The sequence below is a fragment of the Streptosporangium pseudovulgare genome (assembly GCF_014648055.1).
In the GTDB taxonomy this organism is placed as follows: domain Bacteria; phylum Actinomycetota; class Actinomycetes; order Streptosporangiales; family Streptosporangiaceae; genus Streptosporangium; species Streptosporangium pseudovulgare.
In genome coordinates, this window is sequence record NZ_BMQJ01000011.1 from 272,285 (window position 1) to 290,259 (window position 17,975).

The following is a 17,975-nucleotide window of genomic DNA, read 5'->3' on the forward strand; positions in this document are numbered from 1 at the left end:
TGTCGTCCACCCGTGATGATCAGCCATGTTCGACGACCACCCGCCAGGTCGTCCTCCCGGAGGCGGGCACGACCGCCGTCTCGCCGTCCGCCGCCTTCGAGCGATCATGTACGGCGCCGAGCATAGGCTCCACCCCGAAGCTGCGGTAGGGAGGGCCGCCGTCCCAGGCGTATCCGCCGAGGTTCCGCCAGACGCCGAACCCCACGGGGCCGTGCTCGCTCTCCAGGCCGAACCGCAGCGACGCCGCCCCCGCCGTGACGCGCAGCGACGCCAGCCCCGGCAGCAGGCAGAACGCGGCGCCGCCGTCGTCGGGGCCGAGCACGTCGAACCGGCCGGTCCCGGCCGGGCCCGGCCAGCGCCCGGAGAGGGGGCCGGGCCCGCCGTACGGCCACACCCGGGCGGGGTGACCGTGCGGGACCTCCACCCGAAGGCCCGGCTCGGGGACCAGCAGCGCGTGGAAGGCCCACACGAACGCGTATCCCGGCTCCGCGCGCAGTTCGTAGTCCACCGTGATCCGCTCTCCGGCGGTGATCCGGCGCGAGAGGCGGTACTCGCCGGTCTCCACGGCGGCCTCGCCGGCGTCGCCGGTCCACGGCAGCGCCCAGACCTCCCCGTGGTCGGGCTCGCCGACCACGGTGGGAAAGCATTCCTCGACGCCGCCCACGTCGACGAAGGCCGCCCCGGGCGTGACCGCGACGCGCCGCGGGTCGGGCCGGGACCACAGCCACTCGCGCCCGTCCGGGCCGGTGAGCGAGTCCCACCGGCCGCCGCGCCGGACGTCGACCGCGACGCGGAACCCGCCGGGGTCGCCGAGCACGCTCACCATTCGGTCAGGCTCCCGTCGTCGCGCCGCCAGACGGGCGAGCGCCAGCGGTGGCCGCGGGCCGCCGCGCGCTCCACCTCGGTGGCGTCCACCTCGATGCCGAGCCCCGGGGCCTCCATCAGCGGCACGTGGCCGTCGGCGTAGGCGAAGACGGAGGGGTCCACCAGGTAGTCCAGCAGGTCGGCGTGCTCGTTGTAGTGGATGCCGAGGCTCTGCTCCTGGATGAGCAGGTTGGGGGTGGCGAAGCCGACCTGGAGGCTGGCGGCCAGGGCGATCGGCCCGAGCGGGCAGTGCGGCGCGAGCGACACGTCGTGAACCTCGGCCAGCGCGGCGATCCGCCGCGTCTCGGAGATCCCCCCGGCGTGGGAGATGTCCGGCTGCGCCACCGCGATGCCCGCCTCCAGGGCGGGGCGGAAGTCCCAGCGGGAGTACAGCCGCTCGCCTGTGGCGATGGGGATGCTCGTCGACGCGGTCACCGCCGCCAGGTCACGGGTCAGTTCGGGCACCACCGGCTCCTCCACGAAGAAGGGCAGGTACGGCTCCAGCATCGGCAGGACCCGGCGCGCCATGGGCAGCGTCAGGCGGCCGTGGAAGTCGAGCGCGACGTCGATCCCGTCACCCACCGCCTCGCGCACCGCGGCGAGCCGGGCGGCGATCCCCTTCGTCTCGGCGGGCGTGTCCAGGAGCCGCAGCGCCCCCGAGGCGTTCATCTTGACCGCGGTGAAGCCCGCCTCCACCTGGGCGAGCGCCGCATCGGCGACGTCGGAGGGGGTGTCACCGCCGATCCAGCTGTAGACGCGGATCCGGTCGCGGACCGGGCCGCCCAGCAGGCGGTGCACCGGAACCCCGTACGCCTTGCCCGCGATGTCCCACAGGGCCTGGTCGATCCCGGCGACGGCGCTGGACAGCACCGGGCCGCCCCGGTAGAAGCCGCCTCTGGTCAGGACCTGCCAGTGGTCCTCGATGCGTAGCGGGTCGGCGCCCACGAGGTAGTCGGACAGCTCCTCCACGGCCGCCGCCACCGTGGCGGCCCGGCCCTCGACCACCGGCTCCCCCCAGCCGGTGATCCCCTCGTCGGTGTCGATCCGCAGGAACAGCCAGCGGGGGGCGACCGGGTAGGTCTTCAATGAGGTGATGCGCATGGATCCTTCGATCAGTCCGAGTCCTTGACGACGCTCCAGCCGCCGTCGACGGTCAGCGAGGCGCCGGTGACGTAGGAGGCCTCGTCACTGGCCAGGAACGCCACCGCGGCCGCCACCTCCTCGGGCGCGCCGAGCCGTCCTGCGGCTGTGGCGCGGGCGCTGCGCTCCCGGCCGGCCTCGTCTATGCCGTCCCAGGCGGCGGTGAGGACGGGGCCCGGCAGCACGGCGTTGACCCGGACCTCGGGTCCGTACTCCACCGCGAGCTGGCGGGCCAGGGACAGCAGGCCGCCCTTGGAGGCGGCGTAGGCCGGGCGGCCGGGCAGGCCGAAGTGGGCGTGCACGCTGGAGACGGCGACGACGGCGCCGCGCGAGCGGCGCAGCTCTCCGGCGAAGGCGGCGACGCCGAGGTAGAGACCGGTGAGGTTGACGGCGAGCTGGGCGTTCCAGTCCGCCAGACCCACCTCGTGGGCGGCTCCCATGCGTACCGTGTAGGCGTTGCCCACCAGCACGTCGAGGCGGCCGTGGCGGTCCAGCACCAGCTCGCGCAGCGCCCGCCAGTCGCCGGGCGAGGAGACGTCGCAGCGGGCGTAGCGGGTCCGCGGCGTCGCGGCGGCGAGCCGCTCGCCCGTCTCGTCGTCGACGTCGGCGACGACCACCGAGGCGCCCTCCCCGGCCAGGCGCCGCACGACGGCGGCGCCGATGCCGCGGGCGCCGCCGGTGACGACGGCGACCCTGCCCTCGAAGCGCCCGCTCGCGCCGGAGGCCCGGCCGCTCACCCCGGGGAGCGGGTCGCCCTCGCCCGAGGCCGGACCGCTCACGCCGGGAGTCCCACGCGGCGCTCGCCGCTGCGGACCTGCTGGATGACCACGGCCACGACCAGCAGGAGGCCCTTGGCGACGTTCTGCCAGAAGGGGTTGATGCCCAGCAGCGTCATGCCGTTGGTGAGCACGCCGAGCAGCACCACGGCCAGCAGGGTGCCGCTGACCGCGCCCTTGCCGCCGCGCATGGCGCAGCCGCCGAGCGCCGCCGCGGTGATCGCCTCCAGCTCCAGTCCCTCGGAGCCGGAGATCGGCTGGCCCGAGCCGGTCCTGGCGGTGATCAGCACGCCGCCCAGGGCCGCGATGACGCCGGTCGCCAGGTAGACGCCCAGGATGTAGCGGTTGATGTTGATTCCGGCCAGCCGGGCCGCGACGTCGTTGCCGCCGATCGCGTAGATGTTGCGGCCGATGTCGGTGTACTTCAGCAGCACGTGTACGGCCAGCGCCACGATGATCAGCACCCAGATGAGCGTCGGGATGCCGGCGACGGCCCCGCGGGCGAGGAAGACGAAGACCGGGTCGCTGCCGGTGTAGCCCTGCGCGCGGCCGTTGGAGACGAGTTGCGCCACACCCTTGAACGCGGCCAGGGTGGCCAGTGTGGCGATCACCGGGTTGACCCGGCCGTAGACGATGACGCACCCGTTGACCAGCCCGCACAGCGCGCCGATCACGAGGGCGCCCAGGATGCCGAGCGGGGCGCTTCCGGTGGTCGCCGTGAAGATCATCGCCGAGGCGACGGACGCCAGGCCCGCGACGGAGCCGACGGAGATGTCCAGCGCTCCGAGGATGATCACCATGGTCTGGCCGATGGCCAGCAGGCCGGAGATCGCCACGGCGGTGCCGATCGTCTTGAGGTTGGCGGCGCCGAAGAACACCGGCTCGCGGGCACCGATCAGCGCGACGAGCAGCACGAGCGCGATGAGAAGGCTGATGTTCTGCACGCCCGCGCCGTCGAGCGCCCGGCGCATCGCCGAACGCCCCTCCGGTGCCGCGGCGGGCGCCTCCACCCGGGTCTGACTCACTGCCTCGCTCCCTCGCTGGTGATCTGGTCGGCCATGGCGAGGGCGAGCACCTGCTCCTCGCCGGCCTGGCGCCGGTCCAGCTCTCCGGTGACGCGGCCGTTCTGCATGACGACGATCCGGTCGGCCAGGCCGAGCACCTCGGGTAGTTCCGAACTGATGACGAGCACGGCGACGCCGTCCGCCGCCAGCCGGTCGATGATGGAGTAGATCTCCGCCTTGGCGCCGACGTCGACGCCGCGGGTCGGCTCGTCGAGGATGAGCACCTTGGGCTTCCTCGCCAGCCAGCGCGCCAGGACGACCTTCTGCTGGTTGCCGCCGGACAGGCGGCGCACCTCCGTCTCCACGGACGGCGCCTTGACGCGCAGTCGGTCGGCGTACTCGCGCACCAGTGCCCGCTCGGCGGCCCGCCGTACCAGGTGGAACCGGCTCAGCCGGTCCAGCACGGCCAGCGAGACGTTGTCGCGGATGGAGCGGTGCAGGAGCAGCGCCTGCGCCTTGCGCTCCTCGGGGGCGAACCCGATTCCGGCGCGCACCGTGTCGGACGGGGAGCGCGGCCGCAGCCGGCGGCCCTCCAGCAGAACCTCGCCGGAGCGGATCGGCAGGTCGCCGACGACGGCCCGGGCCAGCTCGCTGCGCCCGGCGCCGACCAGTCCGGCGAGCCCGACGACCTCCCCGGCGCGCACCTCGAAGGAGACGTCGGTGACGTCGTCGGTCGTGACGCCGTTCAGGGCGAGCACGGGCCCGCCGGGCCGGTTGCGCTCGCGCTGGAACATGGCGGACAGGTCGCGGCCGACCATCATCCGGACGAGCTCGTCCTCACCGGTCTCCGCCGCGGGGCGCACGCCGACCAGGCGGCCGTCCCGCAGTACGGCGACGCGGTCGGCCAGCCTGAGGATCTCCTGCATGCGGTGCGAGACGTAGACGATCGCGACGCCCTGGTCACGCAGCCTGCGGATCAGCGCGAACAGCGCCGACACCTCGTGGTCGGAGAGCGAGGAGGTCGGCTCGTCGAAGGCCAGGACCCGCACCTCGCCGGTGAGGGCGCGCAGGATCTCCACGAGCTGGCGCTGGGCGGGCGACAGCCGCTCCCCCGGGCAGCCGGGGTCCATCGCCCCGGCGAAGCCGAGCCGCTCCAGGTCGGCGCGGGTCCTCTCGGACAGCGCCCGGTGGCTGAACAGGCGGCCCCTGGCCGGCAGGGCACCGACGTAGACGTTCTCGGCGACCGAGACGTGCGGGATGATCTCGGGTTCCTGGGCGATGACCCGCACCCCGGCGCGGCGCGCGTCCGCCGGGGAGCCGAAGGAGACCTCCTGCCCGCCGAGGAGCAGCCGGCCGTCGTCCGGCCGGTGGTCACCGGTGATGATCTTCAGTAGCGTCGACTTGCCCGCGCCGTTCTCGCCCATCAGGGCGAGCACCTCGCCGGGCCGGATGTCGAGCGTCACGCCGTCCAGCGCCCGCACGGCGCCGAATCGTTTGCCCAGGCCCTCCACGCGGAGGGCCGGGCCGCTCGTGGCCGGTGTCATGGTCGGTGTCATCTCGTCTTCCCGGTCAGGTGCAGACCACGCCGGCCTGCTGCCAGGTGCCGGCGTCGACCATCTCCGTCTTGGCGATGGTCCTGGGGGGAAGCTCGGCCTCGCCGCGGACCTTCTTCACCAGCGCCTCGGCCGCCGACTTCCCGACCTCGGTGCCGCTGATGAACAGCGCCGCCCGGTTGCCGCTCTCCTTGCCGGCCTTCCAGTCCTTGCAGGTGAGGTAGGCGCCCAGGCCGACGCCGATGACGTCCTCGGCGCCGTATCCGGCGTTGGCCAGCGCGGTCACCGCGCCGGTCTCGCTCTCGTCGTTGCAGCCCCAGACCACCCAGTGCTTGACGGAGGCGTTGGCGGTGACGGTGGCCGCGGCCTTGTCCTGGGCCCCGGTCACGGTGTTGTCGGCGCCAAGGTCGATCTTCTTCACGCCGGTGACCCCTTCCTTCTGGAAGGCGTCCCAGGCGCCGCCGACCCGGTCCTGGCAGACCGACAGGTCGAGCTTGGTGACGCTGAGCACCGCGGTCTCCTCCGGCTTCCAGCCGGACTCCTTGAACAGCCCGGCGGCCTTCTTGCCGACCTGCTCGCCCATCATGGTGCCGTCGAAGCCGACGAACGGGGCCTCCTTGCCGGAGCCGTCCTTGATGACGTCGTCGGAGGCCAGCAGCGGGATCCCGGCGGCGCGGGCCCGGTCGATGACCTGGGGGCCGATCTGCTGGTCGGGGACGACGACGGCGATGGCGTCGAACTTCTGGGCGATCGCGGCGTCGACCGCGCTGATCGCCTTGTCGGCGTCCTCGCCGACGTCGAACACGGTGACCTCGGCGCCGAGCCCCTTGGCCGCCTCCTTGGCGCCGTTCGCCTGGTCGACGAAGTACTGCTGGTCCCCCTGCTTCTGGATATAGGCGATCTTGACGGTCCCGCTCTTCTTGACCGTCGTCTCGCCGGAGGCCGTCTCCTGCCCGGAGGAGCAGGAGGCGGTGCCCGCGGCGAGGGCCAGGAGACCGAAGGTCATGCCGATCAGGCGCATCCGCACATGGATCATGGGGCGCGGTTCCTTCCACCGATGTCCACCCGTCCTCGGCGGGTGGTGAATATTAAATAGTATTTAATACACAGCACGGGAGGGCTTGTAAAGCGGTGAGGTGGATCGGCCCGATACGTAAACCATCCGATGCGCCGCACCCGCCCCAGCGGCAACACTGGGCGGCGTGACCACGTCCTCCTCCGTCGGCGCGCGCCGCGTCGCCCTGCACCGGTGGGCGGACGTGGAGCCCCAGGAGATGGGGCTGGCCGACCACCGCGACCCGTTCGGCGACGCCGTCACGACCTGGAAGTACGCCCGCTGGACCGGTGAGGAGACGCCGCTCGGCTTCCCCGCGGCCGAACTGGTGCCGTCATGGACGGCGAGCGCCCCGCCGGGGTCGTGGATCGAGGTCGAGCTGCGGGCCCGCACCGCGTCGGGCGACCTGACCCGCTGGTACGTGATGGGCCGCTGGGCCGAGGAGGACGGCGACGTCCACCGCACCTCCCTGCCCGGACAGGGCGACGAGCACGGCGACGTCGCCGTGGACACCTTCGTGGCGGCCCGCCCGGTGACGGCCTTCAGGCTCAGGTTCACCCTGTACGGCTCGGGCGCGCGGGTCCACGGGGCCGCGGTGATGGCCTCGGCGCCGACGGCCCGGACGGCGTCGGCGGACGCCGCTCCCCCGGACGCCGCCCACACGGACTCCCGCGTCGGCGCCGCCCACCCGGGCACCGGCCACCGGGACCCCGCCGGGGGCGTGCCGGCCGGGCACGTGGAGCTGGACGTGCCGTGCCGGTCGCAGAAGGTCCACGCCGGGCACTTCCCGCAGTGGGACGGCGGCGGCGCCAACTGGTGCGCCCCCGCCTCGACGAGCATGGTGGTCGCCTACTGGGGCCGCGGCCCCTCCGCCGCCGAGCTGGGCTGGGTCCCGCCGGACGACCCGTGCCCGGCCGTGGACCACGCCGCCCGCGGCATGTACGACCACGGCTACCAGGGCACCGGCAACTGGCCGTTCGGCGTCGCCTACGCCGGCCGCTACGGTCTCGCCGGGTTCGTCACCCGGCTGCGCTCGCTCGCCGAGCTGGAGCGCCTGGTCCGCGCGGGGATCCCGGTCATCACCTCGCAGTCGTTCCGGGAGCACGAGCTGCCCGGCTCCGGCTACTCCACCGGCGGTCACATCATGGTCGTCGTCGGCTTCACCGCGGACGGCGACGTGATCGTCAACGATCCCGCCGCACCCGGTGACCACGAGGTGCGCCGGGTCTACCCGCGGGCCGCGTTCGGCGACGTCTGGCTCCGCTCGTCCGGCAGCGGGGGGATCGCGCACGTGATCCACCCGCCCGGCTTCTCCCTGCCCCCTTCCGACGGCAACTGGTGATCATGCTGAACGACTCTCCCATCCGCCCCGTCGACGTGGCCCGGGTGGACGACCGTCCCCTCTGGGTCGAGATCTGCGGGGAGGAGGTGTGGTGGGACGAGCCGCGCCCGCACGAGGGCGGGCGCAGGTGCGTGGTCCGGCGCGGCCCGGACGGCGTGCCGCGTGACGCGATCCCCCAGGGCTGGAACTCCCGCAACCGCCTCATCGAGTACGGCGGGCGCTCCTGGCGTCCGCTGCCGGACGGCGGCGTGGTGTTCACCAACTGGTCCGACCAGCGGATCTACCGGTACGGCGGGAGGCCCGCCGCGTCCGGCGCCGCCTCCCCCGCCCCGGACGCCGCCGTCTCGTCCGCTCCGGCCGGCGTCCCGGGCACCGCGCCCGACACCGTCCGGGACGCCGCGCCCGACACCGTCCGGGACGCCGTGCCGGACACTGCGCCGGACACCGTGCCGGACGCGGTCCCCGTACCGCTGACCCCCGACGACGGCGCCCGATACGGCGACCTGTACCTGCCGCCCGGCCGCGCCGAGGTGTGGGCGGTGCGCGAGGCGCACCCCGCCGGGTCCGGCGCGAACCCCGCGTCCGGGTCCGCGCCCGCCACCGGGGCCGCCGACGGGTCCGGGTCCGCGCCCGGGCCCCGCCGCGACCTGGTGGCGGTCCCGCTGGACGGCGGCCCGGTACGGGTCGTCGCCACCGCCCAGCACTTCCTGGCCTGCCCGCGCCTGTCCCCGGGTGGGACGCATGTCGCCTGGATCGGCTGGGACCACCCGAACATGCCGTGGGACGGCGCCGAGCTGTGCGTGGCCCCGCTGGACGCCGCCGGCGCGGCCGGGCCGCACCGGGTCGTGGCGGGCGGGCCCGAGGAGTCGGTGGTCCAGGCCGAGTGGCGCGACGACGACGCGCTGTACGCGTTGACCGACCGCGACGGCTGGTGGAACCTGCACCTGGTGCCGCTGGACGGCGGGGAGCCCCGTAACCTCGCCCCGCTCGCCGAGGAGTGCGGCGACGCGCCGTGGCGGCTGGGCAACACCTGCTTCGCGCTCGCGGGCGACCGGATCGTCCTGCTGCACGGCACCCCGGCCCGCCGCCGCCTGGGCGTGCTGGACCCGGCGACCGGGCGGATCGAGGACGTCGAGGCTCCGCCGACCTACTGGAACCCCACCGTCTCGGCCGCGAGTGACGTGGTGGCGGGCGTGGCGGCCTCGCCGTACACGCCGTTCGAGGTCTTCCGGGTGGACCTGCGGACCGGCGGGCACGAGGTGCTGTCGGCGCGCAAGGAGCTGCCGCCGCGCGAGGCGCTGCCGGAGCCGGAGGCGGTGACGTTCGACGGCGTGCACGCGCACGTCTACCCACCGCGCGGCGTCACCGGCCCCGCCCCCTACGTGGTCTTCGTGCACGGCGGCCCGACCAGCGCGAGCACCATGGTCCTGGACCTGGAGATCGCCTACTTCACCAGCCGGGGCATCGGCGTGGCCGACGTGAACTACGGCGGCTCCACCGGGTACGGCCGCGCCTACCGCGAGCGGCTGCGCGGCGAGTGGGGCGTGGTGGACGTGCGCGACTGCGAGACGGTGGCGCGCGGCCTGGTCGCCGCCGGGCGGGCGGACGCCGGGCGGATCGCGATCCGGGGCGGCAGCGCGGGCGGCTGGACGTCGGTGGCCGCGCTGGTGCACAGCACGGTGTTCCGGGGCGCGGTGGCCCACTACGCGATCACCGACCCGGAGGGCTGGGCGGCCGAGACCCACGACTTCGAGTCGCGCTACCTCGACGGGCTGATCGGCCCGCTGCCCGAGACCCGGCAGCGCTACCTGGACCGCTCCCCCACGCTGCACGCCGGCCGCGCCTCCGGCCCGGCGCTGCTCATGCACGGTCTGGAGGACGCGATCGTCGACCCGGTCCAGGCCGAGCGGTTCGTCGCGGCGCTGGACCGCGCGGGCACGCCGTGGGCGTACATCACCTTCCCCGGCGAGCAGCACGGCTGGCGCCGGGAGGAGACGATCGTCGCCGCCCTGGAGGCGGAGCTGGCCTTCTACGGCCTGATCTTCGGCTTCCCGACGCCCGAGGTGCCGCCCCTGGCACTTAAGGGTATGCACCAATAATCCACTTTCGGGGGAGTTTTTCGATGAACGAGGTCGCCCAGATCTGCTCGGACCTGATCAGGTTCGACACCACCAACCCCGGCTCCGGTGAGCGACCGGCGGCCGAGCACGTCGCCGAGCTGCTGACCGACGCCGGCATCGAGCCGGTGGTGTTCGAGTCGGCCGAGCGCCGCACCAGCGTGGTCGCCCGCATCCCGGGCGACTCGCCCGAGGCCCTGCTGATCCACGGCCACCTGGACGTCGTCCCGGCCGAGCCGGCCGACTGGCGGGTCCACCCGTTCTCCGGCGAGGTCGCCGACGGCTGCGTCTGGGGCCGGGGCGCGGTGGACATGAAGGGCACGGTCTCCATGACGCTCGCCCTGGTCCGCGACTGGGCCCGGCGCGGCGTGCGGCCGAAGCGGGACCTCGTGCTCGCCTTCCTCGCCGACGAGGAGGCCACCGGCGAGTACGGCGCGCGGTACGCGGCCACCAGGCACCGGGAGCTGTTCGAGGGCTGCACCGAGGCGATCAGCGAGTCCGGCGGCTACAGCGTCCAGGCCCCCTCCGGGGCGCGGATCTACCCGGTCGCGGTGGGCGAGCGCGGCACCGCGTGGATGAGGCTCACCGCGACCGGCGTCGCCGGCCACGGTTCCAAGCCGCCCAAGGACAGCGCCGTGGCCGAGCTGTGCCACGCGCTGTCCAGGATCGCCGCCCACCGCTGGCCGGTACGGCTCACCCCGGGGGTGGCGGCGCTGCTGAACGAGCTGGGCGACGTCCTGGGCGAGCCGATCGACCTCGACCGGCTGGAGGAGGAGGCCGAGCGGCTGGGCTCGGTCGGCGCGCTGTTCTCGGCGCAGATCCGCAACTCGGCGAACCCGACCATGCTGGAGGCCGGCTACAAGGTCAACGTGATCCCCGGCACCGCGACCGCGCACGTGGACGGCCGGTTCCTGCCCGGATACCGGGAGGAGTTCCTGGAGACGATCGACCGGCTGCTCGGCCCGAAGGTCACCCGCGAGTTCGTCAGCTTCGAGGACGCCCCCTCCGCGCCGCTGGACGCGCCGTTCTTCGACCGGCTGTGCGACGCGCTCGTCGCCGAGGACCCGGCGGCGCGGCCGGTGCCGTACGTGATGTCCGGCGGCACGGACGCCAAGTCCTTCGCCGACATCGGCATCAGGGGGTACGGTTTCGCGCCCCTGATGCTCTCCCCCGAGCTCGACTACTACGGCATGTTCCACGGCGTGGACGAGCGCGTCCCCGTCGAGGGCCTGGAGTTCGGCGTCCGGGTCCTGGACCGCCTCCTGGCCGCCTGACCGCCCGGCCGCGCACCGGGAGCACCGCCGACCGCGCGCCGGGGAACGCCCCGGCGCGCGGCAGGAACAGCTCAAAAGGTCACAGAAGACGCATCAGACAACTTACGTACTTCCTATTCGGGTTGGTTTGCGGCAGTCTGTGCGTGGAGGAGACATGGACCAGATCACCCTGAGCCCGCGCCACCTCCACGCGTTCACCGAAGTGGGCTTCCAGATCGCCGGGCGCGGTGGCGCGGCCGGCGCGATGCGCGCCCTGCGCGAGGTCGTCCCTTTGGACGCCTACGAGTTCGTCGCCTACGATCCCGCGACCGACCGGCACCGCAGCCTGTTCTCCGACGGCTACACCCGGGTGGACGACGACGCCGCCGAGGAGTACGCCCGGCTCGCCCCCTACCGGCGGGCCAGGGACCTGCGGGTGCCGCTGCCCATGGGCGCCCCCGGCACCGAGCGCTACTTCCGCCGCCACCTGGAACCGTACGGCTGGCGCTCCGGGCTGACCGCCCCCCTGTTCCTGACGGAGGGAGACGGAGCCGGCCGCTACACCGGCCTGCTCCACCTGAACGCCCGCGCCCCCGGCGCCTTCCCCTCCGGGACCGGCACGCTGATCGGCGCCGTCTCCCCCGTCCTGGCCCACGTCACCGACCTGAGCCGCTGCGTGGTCAACCCGGTCGGCGTGCCGCCGGGCTTCCACGCGGCGGCGTTCGACCGCAACGGCGACCGCCGGGACGTCGCCGGCGCCCCGCACTCGGCGGCCGTCGCCGCCGAGCCCGCCATGGCCGGGCTCGCCCGGGAGTTCATCGACTCGCGCGAGCTCAACCGGCGGGGCCTCTGGCTCGACGCCACCGGATGCTGGCGCGAGGTGCGGCTGCTGCGCGCCGGGGTCGGGCCGCACGGCGCCCTCCAGGGGGCGGTGATCGCCGAGCGGCCGTGCGCGCTGCCGTACGAGCTGACCGCGCGGGAGATCGAGGTGATCACCCGGGTCGCGCTCGGCGACTCCAACCCGCAGATCGCGGCGGCGCTGGTGCTGAGCGTCCGCACCGTCACCACCCACCTGGAGCACATCTTCGCCAAGCTGGGCTGCGAGAGCCGGACCCGGCTGACCACCAGGGCCCTGGCCGAGGGACTGTGCCGGCTGCTCGTCTGAAGGCCGGGCGGACCGGCCGCCCGCGTCTCCCGCCGGGCGGCCCGGCGGTCAGCGGACGCCGGCCAGCCGGGGCCCGGGCACCGCGGCCGGCTCCAGCACGAGCTCGAACCAGACCCGGTTGGAGCCGGCGTCCCGGACCAGGCCCCAGCGGTGCGCCAGCGCCTCCACCAGCGGCAGGCCGCGACCGCCGGTGGCGTCGGCCGGGGCGCGGCACACGCAGGGCGCCGTGGAGGAGCCCTCGTCCTGGACGGTGACCCGCACGCCCGAGGCGGAGCAGGCGACGGTGACGGTGAACGCCCCGCCGTTCCCCGACCGGGAGTGGACGATCGCGTTGGTGGCGATCTCGCTGGTCAGCAGCACGCAGTCGTCGTGGAGCGGGTGGTCGCGCCCGAGCGTGACCGACACCAGCCGGCGCGCCCGCACCACCTGGTCGGGAGAACCCGCCAAGCGGAGAACCCATTCGCCGCCGTCGTACTCCGATGAGACGTCCATCTGGCCCCCTCCGAGGTGGTCCGCGCACTGAGAGGACGCGACGCCCGAGGAGGGAGATGTCTCATAAAAGTATGAATCCAATCGCTCACCGGACAGCCAGGTCGGGCTTGCCAGGAGGGCCGCCGCCTGCATGGCCGCCTCCCGGACATCAGAAGGCCGCATCCGTCCCAGGGGGAACGGACGCGGCCTCGCGGGGAAACTCCGGTCGCGCGCCCTGCGCCGGGTGCCCTACACCCGGTGCCAGCGCGCCTCGAAGAAGCAGTAGACCGCGAAGAGGATCAGGCCGATCGCGATGAGGGCGAGCAGCCACGGGCCCGCGGGGGCGTCGGCCAGCGCGCGCAGCGTCGCGTCGATGCCCTTGGCCTTGTCCGGGTCGTAGGTGACCGCGGCCTGGATGACGAAGACCCCGGCGATCGCCGCGATCACACCCCGGGCGATGTATCCGGCCATGCCGAGCTTGTCGGCCAGGTTCCGCACCTTCGGCGGCATCTCGCCGGTGCGCATGTCCTTGAGGAACTTCTTCTTCCATCCCCGGTGGATCCAGTACGCGCCGAGCGCGATCACCCCGAGGCCCGCCAGGCCGACCAGGAACTGCCCGCCGGGCAGGTCCATCGCCTTGGCGGTGAGGTCGTGGGAGCTCTCGTCGGTCGAGTTCCCCGGGTCTCCCCGCAGCAGCGTGCTGAGCAGCGCCGCCACGATGAGCCCGTAGACGACCGTGCGCGCCACCGACTCGACGCGGTCCTTGGTCCGGCCGCGGCCGATGACGGCCTCCGACAGCTGCCAGATGGTCAGCGCGGCGAAACCGGCCGCCATCAGCCAGAGCAGCACCGTGCCGAAGGGCTGCTCGGCCACCATCTCGATCGCGCCGGTCTTGTCGGCCTCCTTGCCCCCGCTGCCGCCGTCGAAGGCGATCTGCAGGGCCAGGAATCCGATCAGTCCGTAGAGGACGCCACGGCAGGCGAGTCCGAGCCGGGTCAGCCTCTCCAACGTCCGACTGTTCGCCGCCCTGTGCGCGGCGCCTTCCACCTCTGCCTGAGCGCTGTTCATACTCATGCGCTCTTACCGGTTCACGGGATGGTAAACTTCGCCCTCAACTTTCCGGCATGGCGTCCAGCCGCCGGAGGATGACGCCCTCGCGCAGCGCCCACGGGCAGACCTCCAGCTCATCGACCTCCAGGAGGTCCATCGCGGCGTCGGCGACGATCGCCCCGGCCGGAAGCTGCGGCGCCCGCCCCTCGGAGACCCCGGGCAGCGCCGCCCGTTCGCGCGCGCTCATCGTGACCAGCCGGCCGGCCCACTCCACCAGGTCTGCGTGCCTGAGCACCCGGCGGACGCCGAACCCCTCGGCGGAGGGCGCCGCCCCGGCGATCCTCGCGAGCTGGCGGAAGGTCTTGGAGGTGGCCACCGCGTGGTCGGGCCGGCCGTACCGGGTGACGGCGGACACGGTCCGGGCGATCTCCGCCCGCACATGCCGGCGCAGCTCCCGCGCCTCGGCGGGCGGGGGCGGGTCCGCGGTGAACCGGCCGCGGGTGAGCCGCCCGGCGCCCAGCGGCAGCGACACCGCGACGTCCGGCTGCTCGTCGAGCCCCGAGGCGATCTCCAGCGACCCCCCGCCGATGTCCAGCACCAGCAGCCGCCCGGAGGACCAGCCGAACCAGCGCCGCACCGCCAGGAACGTCAGCCTCGCCTCGTCCTGGCCGGACAGCACCTCGATGCCCACCCCGGTGGCGGCCCTGACCCGTTCGAGGACCTTCTCGCCGTTGGCGGCCTCCCGCACCGCGGAGGTCGCGAAGGCCATGAGATCCTCGACGCCCTTGTCCTCGGCGATCCGTACGGCGTGCTCGACGCATGTGAGCAGCCGCTCGGCCCCGGCCTCCGAAAGCCGCTCGCCGTCCTCCATGTGCTCGGCGAGCCGCAGCTCCTCCTTGTGGGAGTAGGCGGGCAGCGGCCTGGCGCCCCGGTGGGCGTCCATCACCAGCAGATGCACCGTGTTGGAACCGATGTCGAGAACGCCCAGTCGCATGGGATGAAATTACTACCCTTCGTCACCCGGCCGGGCCGCCCGGCGGTGGACGCCGGCGGCGTGACCGTCCCGCGTCGCCGGGCGCCGTCCCGGTGTCGCCCCGGCTCCCCTGTCACGTTCGTCGCCCGGAGGGCGTCGCCCTCCGGTCCGGAAGCGCCCTCCTCCGTCGCCCGAGGACGCCGCTCTCCGGTCCGGAAGCGCTCTCCCCGGACCGGCCAAGGATCTCCCCCCGCGGGGCGTAGCGGTTCTTCCGCAGGGGTACTGATTTTCAAGGCGGACAAATACCTATAAATGACGAAAGGGGGGATAAATATGAATAAAACTCTGGGGCCGACCGTGGGCGTCCTCGGCTCGTACGGCGGCCGCAACCTCGGGGACGAGGCCATCCTGACCAGCATCCTCGACGGCCTCCGGCGGGAACGCCCCGACGCGACCGCCCTGGTCTTCTCCCGCTGCCCCGGCCACACGCGCGCCCACTACCCGGACGTCGAGGTGACCGGCTGGGAAGGGATGAGCCGCGAACCCGTCTCGCAGGTCGTCGCCCGCCTGGACATGCTGCTCCTCGGCGGCGGCGGCATCCTCTACGACACCGAGGCCCGCCGCTACCTGCGGGTGGCCCAGCTCGCCCTGGAGCGGGCCGTCCCCGTCTTCACCTACGCCCTGGGAGCCGGGCCGCTCACCACCCGCACCGACTGCACGATGGCGCGGGAGACCCTGGCGTCCGCCGTCACCGTCACCGTCCGCGACGAGGAGTCCCGGCTGGCGCTGGAGGAGGCCGGCGTGATGTCCCCGATCATCGTCACCGCGGACCCCGCCCTGCTGCTCGAACCCGAGCCGTTCGGCCGGGACATGCTGCGCGCCGAGGGCATCCGGGAGGGCACGCGGCTCGTCGGAATGAACGTGCGCGAGCCCGGCTGCGCCGCCGAGCACCTCGACGTGCAGGGATACCACGAGTTGCTCGCGCACCTCGGGGACTTCCTGGTCAACCGGCTCGACGCCGACGTCGTCTTCGTGCCGATGGAACGCGACGACATCCGGCACTCCCACGCCGTGGTGTCCCACATGAACGCCGCCGACCGCTGCCGGGTGCTGCACGGCGACTACCGGCCGCGGCAGATCCTCGGCCTGGCCCGGCACCTGGACCTCGCGGTCGGCATGCGGCTGCACTTCCTGATCTTCGCCGCGATGCGGGGCGTCCCGCTGCTGCCGCTGCCGTACGCCGGGAAGGTCTTCGACTTCGCCCAGCGGATCGGCGCGCCGGCCCTGCGGGGCGTGGTCAGGGAGGCCGCCGGTCCGCTGCTGGCCGAGGTCGACCGGGTGTGGGACGAGCGGCCGGCGCACACCGAGCGGATCAAAGCCCGCATCCCGGCCCTGCGTGCCATGGCCGCCACGACGGCGGAGTACTTCCTCGAACAGCTCGACCGCCGCACGCCGTGCGTCCCGGTCCCGAGCCGGGCCGTCTGAGATCGGAAACGACGTTTGGGAACCGTGGGGGGAACCGGGGAGGCGGAGAGCGGAGCGGGCCCCGGGCCGTCGGAGACGCCGGACCGGGGCCGGCCCGGCTCGCTGTGGGCCCCGCTGCGCCGCCGTCTGTTCCGCGCGCTGTGGATCGCCCAGCTCGTGGCGAACACCGGCACCTGGATGCAGATCGTGGGCGCGCAGTGGCTCATGGGCGACCTCGGCGGCGGCGCCTTCTCCATCGCCCTCGTGCAGACCGCCACCACGCTGCCGGTCTTCCTGCTGGTCGTCCCGGCGGGGGCGCTGGGCGACATCCTCGACCGGCGCCACCTGCTGCTGGTCAGCCAGGCGATCACCTTCACCGGCGCCGCCGCGCTCGCGGCGCTGACCGCCACCGGTGTCACCACGCAGGCGCTCCTGCTCGCCCTCAGCGCGCTGATGGCCGTCGGCCAGGCGTTCTCCACTCCCGCCTTCCAGGCCATCCAGCCCGAGCTGGTCGGCCGGGAGGAGATCCCCCAGGCGGCACTGCTCAACGGGGCCAACGGCAACCTGGCCCGGGCCGTGGGGCCCGCGCTCGGCGGCGTGCTCATCGCCCTCTCCGGCCCGGCCGCGACGTTCGCCCTCAACGCCGCGTCCTTCCTGGGCGTCATCGCGGTCCTCTTCGCCTGGCGCCGCCCGCCCGACCACCGCCCGCTGGGCGCGGAGTACATCCACGACGCGATCCGCGCCGGCGCCCGCTACGTCCGCAGCGCCCCGTCGTTCGGAGCCGTGCTGTGGTGCACGGTGACCTTCGCCTTCTTCGCCAGCGGTATGTGGGCCCTACTGCCCGCCCTGGCCCGCGGCCCGCTCGGCCTGGGCGCCGGCGGGTACGGCACGCTGCTGGGCGCCGTCGGCCTCGGCGCCATCGCGGGCGCGTTCACACTGCCCAGGCTCGGCGTCCGGCTGGGACAGAACGCGATCGTCGCCTCCGCCGCGGTGAGCTACGCCGTGATGATGGCGGTGATCGGCACCGTGGGGAACCTCGCCGTCGTCATCGCCGCCCTGTTCCTGTCGGGCATGACGTGGATCGCCGTCCTGTCGACGCTGGGCGCCTCGTCCCTGCTGCTGCTGCCGGAGTGGACGCGGGCCCGGGCGCTGGCCTACTACCAGCTGGCGTTCATGGGCGGCCAGGCCATCGGCGCGCTGGTGTGGGGCGCGGTGGCCGGCCACACCGGCCTGGCCGCGGCGTTCCTCCTGCCGGCCGCCGCGCTGGTGCTCAGCACGCCCGTCGGGCTGCGGCGGGTGCCGCTGCCGACGGGCCACCTCGACATGCGTCAGGCGCGCCACTTCCCCGAGCCGCCCAGCGACCTGGCCAGCCACGAGGGGCCGGTGCTGGTCGTGATCGAATGGTGCGTCCGACCGGAGAACGCCGCGGCGTTCGCGGCGGCGATGCGGCCGGTCGGCCAGGCCCGGCGCCGCACCGGGGCGACCATGTGGGGCCTGTTCCGCGACATGGAGGACCCGGACGTCTTCGTCGAGACGTTCACCGTCGCGACCGCCTACGAACACCTGCGCCAGCACTTCGAGCGGGGCACCATACGGGATCGGGAGCTGCAGGAACAGGCGCTCGCCCTGGTCGCCCCGGGCACCCGGCCACACGTGCGCCACCTGATCTGGTCCTACGCGGCCCTGCCCGGCCCGGGGGCGGAGGGGCCCGAGCTGATGAGCCTCGCCAGCCTGCTCCGCCCCCGCTGA

General features: G+C 73.8%; 15 protein-coding genes. 6 read left to right on the forward strand and 9 right to left on the reverse strand.

The features are described 5' to 3' along the window. Positions 1-19: 19 nt before the first annotated feature. The 6 genes from IEZ10_RS22570 to IEZ10_RS22595 are packed head-to-tail and all read right to left on the reverse strand — an operon-like array spanning position 20 to position 6,373. Positions 20-826: a hypothetical protein gene (locus IEZ10_RS22570; RefSeq protein WP_189248481.1), complete on the reverse strand. Its 807-nt coding sequence runs from the start codon at positions 824-826 to the stop codon at positions 20-22. After that, positions 820-1,965 carry a galactonate dehydratase gene (gene dgoD / locus IEZ10_RS22575; protein WP_189248482.1) on the reverse strand — a complete coding sequence of 382 codons (1,146 nt, stop codon included), beginning with the start codon at positions 1,963-1,965 and terminating at the stop codon, positions 820-822. The genes IEZ10_RS22570 and dgoD overlap by 7 nt, the downstream gene beginning before the upstream one ends. Positions 1,966-1,976: 11 nt before the next feature. After that, the gene (locus IEZ10_RS22580; protein ID WP_229811523.1) at positions 1,977-2,783 is read right to left on the reverse strand and encodes an SDR family NAD(P)-dependent oxidoreductase; all 807 of its coding nucleotides are present in this window, start codon (positions 2,781-2,783) and stop codon (positions 1,977-1,979) included. Continuing rightward, a complete protein-coding gene (locus IEZ10_RS22585; protein ID WP_229811524.1) occupies positions 2,780-3,805 on the reverse strand; it encodes an ABC transporter permease in 1,026 nt (341 codons plus the stop codon). The genes IEZ10_RS22580 and IEZ10_RS22585 overlap by 4 nt, the downstream gene beginning before the upstream one ends. Then, entirely contained in the window at positions 3,802-5,340 is a 1,539-nt protein-coding gene (locus IEZ10_RS22590) for a sugar ABC transporter ATP-binding protein (protein ID WP_229811525.1), read from the reverse strand. Before IEZ10_RS22590 ends, IEZ10_RS22585 begins: the two co-directional genes overlap by 4 nt. Positions 5,341-5,353: 13 nt before the next feature. Next, on the reverse strand, positions 5,354-6,373 hold the full coding sequence (locus tag IEZ10_RS22595; RefSeq protein WP_229811526.1) for a substrate-binding domain-containing protein: 1,020 nt from the start codon (positions 6,371-6,373) through the stop codon (positions 5,354-5,356). A gap of 166 nt (positions 6,374-6,539) precedes the next feature. Between IEZ10_RS22595 and IEZ10_RS22600 the strand changes: the two genes are divergently transcribed. The 4 genes from IEZ10_RS22600 to IEZ10_RS22615 all read left to right on the forward strand — a co-directional run bounded on the left by IEZ10_RS22600 (position 6,540) and on the right by IEZ10_RS22615 (position 12,268). Further along, positions 6,540-7,733 (forward strand): C39 family peptidase, encoded by a 1,194-nt coding sequence (locus tag IEZ10_RS22600; RefSeq protein WP_229811527.1) that lies wholly within the window; start codon positions 6,540-6,542, stop codon positions 7,731-7,733. Positions 7,734-7,735: 2 nt separating this feature from the next. Further along, on the forward strand, positions 7,736-9,832 hold the full coding sequence (locus IEZ10_RS22605; protein ID WP_189248483.1) for a prolyl oligopeptidase family serine peptidase: 2,097 nt from the start codon (positions 7,736-7,738) through the stop codon (positions 9,830-9,832). A 23-nt stretch (positions 9,833-9,855) separates the two neighbouring features. Then, the gene (locus IEZ10_RS22610) at positions 9,856-11,124 is read left to right on the forward strand and encodes a M20/M25/M40 family metallo-hydrolase (protein ID WP_189248484.1); all 1,269 of its coding nucleotides are present in this window, start codon (positions 9,856-9,858) and stop codon (positions 11,122-11,124) included. Between the two features lie 154 nt (positions 11,125-11,278). Further along, positions 11,279-12,268, forward strand: a complete 990-nt coding sequence (locus tag IEZ10_RS22615) for a helix-turn-helix transcriptional regulator (RefSeq protein WP_189248485.1) — start codon at positions 11,279-11,281, stop codon at positions 12,266-12,268. Positions 12,269-12,316: 48 nt separating this feature from the next. On the opposite strand, the gene IEZ10_RS22620 is transcribed toward IEZ10_RS22615, so the two are convergent. From IEZ10_RS22620 to IEZ10_RS22630, 3 genes are all read right to left on the reverse strand, one after another. Next, positions 12,317-12,760: an ATP-binding protein gene (locus tag IEZ10_RS22620; protein WP_189248486.1), complete on the reverse strand. Its 444-nt coding sequence runs from the start codon at positions 12,758-12,760 to the stop codon at positions 12,317-12,319. Positions 12,761-12,988: 228 nt separating this feature from the next. Further along, the gene (locus IEZ10_RS22625; RefSeq protein WP_229811528.1) at positions 12,989-13,747 is read right to left on the reverse strand and encodes a DUF1206 domain-containing protein; all 759 of its coding nucleotides are present in this window, start codon (positions 13,745-13,747) and stop codon (positions 12,989-12,991) included. 103 nt (positions 13,748-13,850) lie between these two features. Beyond that, positions 13,851-14,783, reverse strand: coding sequence for a Ppx/GppA phosphatase family protein (locus IEZ10_RS22630; protein ID WP_189248488.1), 933 nt, complete (start codon positions 14,781-14,783; stop codon positions 13,851-13,853). 312 nt (positions 14,784-15,095) lie between these two features. Here IEZ10_RS22630 and IEZ10_RS22635 point away from each other — a divergent pair, with 312 nt between their 5' ends. Next, positions 15,096-16,247 carry a polysaccharide pyruvyl transferase family protein gene (locus tag IEZ10_RS22635; RefSeq protein WP_189248489.1) on the forward strand — a complete coding sequence of 384 codons (1,152 nt, stop codon included), beginning with the start codon at positions 15,096-15,098 and terminating at the stop codon, positions 16,245-16,247. Between the two features lie 24 nt (positions 16,248-16,271). Next, on the forward strand, positions 16,272-17,975 hold the full coding sequence (locus IEZ10_RS22640; RefSeq protein WP_229811529.1) for an MFS transporter: 1,704 nt from the start codon (positions 16,272-16,274) through the stop codon (positions 17,973-17,975).

Excerpts from the sequence above, each read along its gene's own strand:
- IEZ10_RS22570 (WP_189248481.1), bottom strand. The coding sequence starts at position 826 with ATGGTGAGCGTGCTCGGCGACCCCGGCGGGTTCCGCGTCGCGGTCGAC.
- dgoD (WP_189248482.1), bottom strand. The coding sequence starts at position 1,965 with ATGCGCATCACCTCATTGAAGACCTACCCGGTCGCCCCCCGCTGGCTG.
- IEZ10_RS22590 (WP_229811525.1), bottom strand. The coding sequence starts at position 5,340 with ATGACACCGACCATGACACCGGCCACGAGCGGCCCGGCCCTCCGCGTG.
- IEZ10_RS22595 (WP_229811526.1), bottom strand. The coding sequence starts at position 6,373 with ATGATCCATGTGCGGATGCGCCTGATCGGCATGACCTTCGGTCTCCTG.
- IEZ10_RS22605 (WP_189248483.1), top strand. The coding sequence starts at position 7,736 with ATGCTGAACGACTCTCCCATCCGCCCCGTCGACGTGGCCCGGGTGGAC.
- IEZ10_RS22610 (WP_189248484.1), top strand. The coding sequence starts at position 9,856 with ATGAACGAGGTCGCCCAGATCTGCTCGGACCTGATCAGGTTCGACACC.
- IEZ10_RS22615 (WP_189248485.1), top strand. The coding sequence starts at position 11,279 with ATGGACCAGATCACCCTGAGCCCGCGCCACCTCCACGCGTTCACCGAA.
- IEZ10_RS22620 (WP_189248486.1), bottom strand. The coding sequence starts at position 12,760 with ATGGACGTCTCATCGGAGTACGACGGCGGCGAATGGGTTCTCCGCTTG.
- IEZ10_RS22630 (WP_189248488.1), bottom strand. The coding sequence starts at position 14,783 with ATGCGACTGGGCGTTCTCGACATCGGTTCCAACACGGTGCATCTGCTG.
- IEZ10_RS22635 (WP_189248489.1), top strand. The coding sequence starts at position 15,096 with ATGAATAAAACTCTGGGGCCGACCGTGGGCGTCCTCGGCTCGTACGGC.